Raw genomic sequence first — 3082 nt, 5'->3', positions numbered from 1 at the left:
TATAATCGGGCGCACCCGTTCGTTAAGATGCCCGTGAACGGCAAATGGGTAAAAGTCCCGAGGTAAAATTATGAAAGTTATATTTGACATTCCAGAGAACACAATGAAACTTCTGTTGAAACAGTCAGATATCGACAAAGAAAAGACGTATGCCAAAGCCGGAGGAATACAGGCATATATGGCATTCTACCGGCACGAACCGACATTTGAAGGATGGATGTTACAATCCCTTCTGGAGAGATGTGAATGACAGAAAAAGAACGTATCAACCTGAACATTTGTGTACAGTGCGAACATGAGAAAACCTGTTTCCCGATCCTTCATTTCCTTCACCGGATTACCGGTAAGGTATGTCGTCAGGGGCGTAAACGGAAGGAATGCCGGCAGAAACAAACAGAGTTACCGATCGAGAAGGACAAGCCATGACCGAAGGTTCCTGCTCCCTCTGCGGATCGTGCTGCCGGCAGATCGTGATGGTAATCAAAGGACTGCATCCGAATTACCTCAAGTACCTCCGTGCCCATGGATTCAAGGAAGATCAGGGATTCGTCCTGATCCCGCACGATTGCCAGCATCTCAAACTTGTTTCTTTTGAAGACCCGGGAGAGATCACATACTTCTGCGACATCCACGACTCACCGGAGTTCCCGCGTTTATGCAGGCTCTACCACGGCCAGAAGCAGATCGGCAGGTTCCCGATATACCGGCCTCCGGGCTGTTCGATGGTAATCCGGTAACTTCAACTCTTTTTAACAAATGAAAATGTTTTAATCCTTAAACGTTCTTTAAGAATATGTATGTCTGGTGGAATACAGTTCCCAACGCCCGGATGCCCATTCTGTAAGGCACGGTCTGACAGGATCGAGATCCGGAAAGTCGGTATTGTAGGAGAAGTCGTTAAAGCGCCGTCACGTAAGGGCAAGACCGCGCAGACCGTTCCCTTAGTGCTGTATCAGTGCATGGGATGTAAGGCCGTGATGTTGTCGGAAGGCGAGCTCAAGCCGACTGGTAACCCTCTGGCGCTGATCCCAAAGATGCCGGAGTCACAGCGCGGAGAGGAGGAGGAAGAGGAATGACGGAATTACGCACAATCCTACCGGGTGCACTCAAGGAGATCTTGAGAAAGCATCTTGCATGGTTGAATGATGACCCTGAAGGAGAAAAAGCCAACCTCCGCCATGCCAACCTCCGCCATGCCGACCTCAGCTATGCCGACCTCGGCTCTGCCGACCTCGGCTCTGCCGACCTCCGCCATGCCGACCTCAGCTCTGCCAACCTCCGCCATGCCAACCTCCGCCATGCCGACCTCAGCTATGCCGACCTCGATATGTCGGTGTTCCCCCTATGGTGCGGATCGCTCGGTATCAAAGTTGATATACGGCTGAGTGCACAGATCGCATACCACTTCTGCCGGTTTGAAACCGATGATGAAGAAGTCAAGGCAGCTCAGCAGGCGATCAAGACCCTTGCCAATAAATTCCATCGTATCGGAAACGATGTGGAGGAGATACCATGAAGTGTACGGATTGTAAACTGTTCCTACGCGGAATGATCGGATGCTCGAAGAATACCGAAGCGTGGAACAAGGCAAAGGAACTCTATCCGGTGTCACTGATAGATATCGATGGTGAAGAGATGGATACGAACGAACAGGCCCGACTCCGGTATATTGACACTGTGGCCGGTAGATGTCAGGAGTTCGTATACAATGACGCCCTTGACCACCCACTTCAGGAGCCAGCACATGGCTGAGATTGTTGTACGTGGAGATCAGACCCTTTCTCAAGAGGGGGATAAACATATCGCTCTCTTGAAGGAATGGGACAGCGTGGGGGACAGCGTGGGGGCCTATACAGGTACCTTCTTCCTATTGCCCCGTGATGCATGGAAATATACTGAGAATGTCAAGACCGATGAATATCCGTTCCTCCCGCTTGTCAAGCTCTGGGAGCAGGGACTTGTTCCGTCATTCGATGGTAAGAAGTGGAGACTGCATGGTGGCGAGGATGCGATGATTCTATGGAAGGGTGAACTCTGATGCCTGATCCCGGCGAGTTATCGCAGGCACAGCGCGACCAGATCTTGACGCAGATTGCCGGTAACCTCTCCATCATCAAGGATGAGCTGGTCCTGAGGAGAGTGCGGGAAGATGCACGGACCTTTGCGGATGCCCCACAGCAATCGTGGTTTGATAGGGTAAAGGGGTGTTTGAATAAATGACCTCAACCAAAAAAGACCGCTGGCACGAGAACCACAAGCCGGTCCAGCTCGCTCTTATCACTTATGACCGAATCGAGCAGTACGGCAAGAAGAACGAAAGTTTCAGTGAGATCATCACGCGGATCTGTGACGAGGCCGGCGTTCCGATGCCGGTAGAAAAGTAAACCCTTTTTTATAGATTTGTCGTTCTCCAGATAACAAGAGCAATGACAAGCGCGCAGAGCTGCGTTATTGCGATGTAAGTCAGGGCATCGATCTTCTTTTCGAGTTTTCCGACCCAAGCATCGCGGCTACTGCAATCATGTTCCCGGAGTTCCTTACAGGAATCTCGTCGTTCTTTACACTGTCCTTCCGTAACATAAAGTTCTGAGTCACCCATTTCTACCTCGTTCATGTAATGGTCCAGTTGAACCCTTGCGTCTCATTCTGGAGTAGGTTAAATACGTTCTTCTCGAAATCACCGAGCGTTAGGATAATCTGCCCTTGGTCAAAATTCCATTCGACTGCGACGACCTGCCATTCAAACAGCGGGCCATTCGTGTTCTTCTGTACGTAGATCCGATCCCCGACCTGAGGAGGTTTCGATAAGGAGACCTGCTGTACCCCCGCATAATACGCGCCGACCTGCGGCACGTATCCCTGATTGAACACTGTCCAGCAGGAGGCTTTGGGGTAGAACGTCGATTTACCGAGTAGGGTCAGCGTCGCGTAAGTATCGAGGTTTCCGTAGGTGATGGTTGAACCGGCAGTAAGTGTCTGGATCAGCAGCCCGTTCTTTTGCACAGGGGAACCGGTCTGCGGAGACGATTCGGTATAGTCCGGCATGGCGACCATTGCGCCGATCCCGTGCGGGTATGCAATA

General features: G+C 51.2%; 9 protein-coding genes. 8 read left to right on the top strand and 1 reads right to left on the bottom strand.

All coding sequences use genetic code 11. The features are described 5' to 3' along the window. Nucleotides 1–70 precede the first annotated feature (70 nt). From ABSG49_RS12095 to ABSG49_RS12060, 8 genes are all read left to right on the top strand, one after another. Nucleotides 71–250: a hypothetical protein gene (locus ABSG49_RS12095; protein ID WP_424026388.1), complete on the top strand. Its 180-nt coding sequence runs from the start codon at nt 71–73 to the stop codon at nt 248–250. A gap of 172 nt (nt 251–422) precedes the next feature. Beyond that, nucleotides 423–737, top strand: coding sequence for a hypothetical protein (locus ABSG49_RS12090; protein ID WP_424026387.1), 315 nt, complete (start codon nt 423–425; stop codon nt 735–737). Nucleotides 738–797: 60 nt separating this feature from the next. Beyond that, nucleotides 798–1076: a hypothetical protein gene (locus ABSG49_RS12085; RefSeq protein ID WP_424026386.1), complete on the top strand. Its 279-nt coding sequence runs from the start codon at nt 798–800 to the stop codon at nt 1074–1076. Further along, complete coding sequence (locus ABSG49_RS12080) at nt 1073–1516, top strand: pentapeptide repeat-containing protein (RefSeq protein ID WP_424026385.1); 444 nt, start codon at nt 1073–1075, stop codon at nt 1514–1516. The genes ABSG49_RS12085 and ABSG49_RS12080 overlap by 4 nt, the downstream gene beginning before the upstream one ends. Further along, on the top strand, nt 1513–1752 hold the full coding sequence (locus ABSG49_RS12075; RefSeq protein WP_424026384.1) for a hypothetical protein: 240 nt from the start codon (nt 1513–1515) through the stop codon (nt 1750–1752). The genes ABSG49_RS12080 and ABSG49_RS12075 overlap by 4 nt, the downstream gene beginning before the upstream one ends. Further along, complete coding sequence (locus tag ABSG49_RS12070; protein WP_424026383.1) at nt 1745–2038, top strand: hypothetical protein; 294 nt, start codon at nt 1745–1747, stop codon at nt 2036–2038. The genes ABSG49_RS12075 and ABSG49_RS12070 overlap by 8 nt, the downstream gene beginning before the upstream one ends. Continuing rightward, nucleotides 2038–2220, top strand: coding sequence for a hypothetical protein (locus tag ABSG49_RS12065; protein ID WP_424026382.1), 183 nt, complete (start codon nt 2038–2040; stop codon nt 2218–2220). The genes ABSG49_RS12070 and ABSG49_RS12065 overlap by 1 nt, the downstream gene beginning before the upstream one ends. Further along, the gene (locus ABSG49_RS12060) at nt 2217–2384 is read left to right on the top strand and encodes a hypothetical protein (RefSeq protein WP_424026381.1); all 168 of its coding nucleotides are present in this window, start codon (nt 2217–2219) and stop codon (nt 2382–2384) included. Before ABSG49_RS12065 ends, ABSG49_RS12060 begins: the two co-directional genes overlap by 4 nt. A gap of 226 nt (nt 2385–2610) precedes the next feature. Here the strand turns inward: ABSG49_RS12060 and ABSG49_RS12055 are convergent. Beyond that, the coding region (locus tag ABSG49_RS12055) for a hypothetical protein (RefSeq protein WP_424026380.1) at nt 2611–3082 on the bottom strand (472 nt) is incomplete at its 5' end.

The sequence above is a fragment of the Methanoregula sp. genome (assembly GCF_049510175.1).
GTDB lineage: Archaea > Halobacteriota > Methanomicrobia > Methanomicrobiales > Methanospirillaceae > Methanoregula.
Note: the sequence above shows the minus strand (reverse complement) of the source record. Positions and strands in the feature narration are given on the sequence as shown.

Bases quoted from the DNA above. Each gene is read 5' to 3' on its own strand.
- ABSG49_RS12070 (WP_424026383.1), top strand. From the start codon at position 1,745: ATGGCTGAGATTGTTGTACGTGGAGATCAGACCCTTTCTCAAGAGGGG.
- ABSG49_RS12065 (WP_424026382.1), top strand. From the start codon at position 2,038: ATGCCTGATCCCGGCGAGTTATCGCAGGCACAGCGCGACCAGATCTTG.
- ABSG49_RS12085 (WP_424026386.1), top strand. From the start codon at position 798: ATGTCTGGTGGAATACAGTTCCCAACGCCCGGATGCCCATTCTGTAAG.
- ABSG49_RS12080 (WP_424026385.1), top strand. From the start codon at position 1,073: ATGACGGAATTACGCACAATCCTACCGGGTGCACTCAAGGAGATCTTG.
- ABSG49_RS12075 (WP_424026384.1), top strand. From the start codon at position 1,513: ATGAAGTGTACGGATTGTAAACTGTTCCTACGCGGAATGATCGGATGC.
- ABSG49_RS12095 (WP_424026388.1), top strand. From the start codon at position 71: ATGAAAGTTATATTTGACATTCCAGAGAACACAATGAAACTTCTGTTG.
- ABSG49_RS12090 (WP_424026387.1), top strand. From the start codon at position 423: ATGACCGAAGGTTCCTGCTCCCTCTGCGGATCGTGCTGCCGGCAGATC.
- ABSG49_RS12060 (WP_424026381.1), top strand. From the start codon at position 2,217: ATGACCTCAACCAAAAAAGACCGCTGGCACGAGAACCACAAGCCGGTC.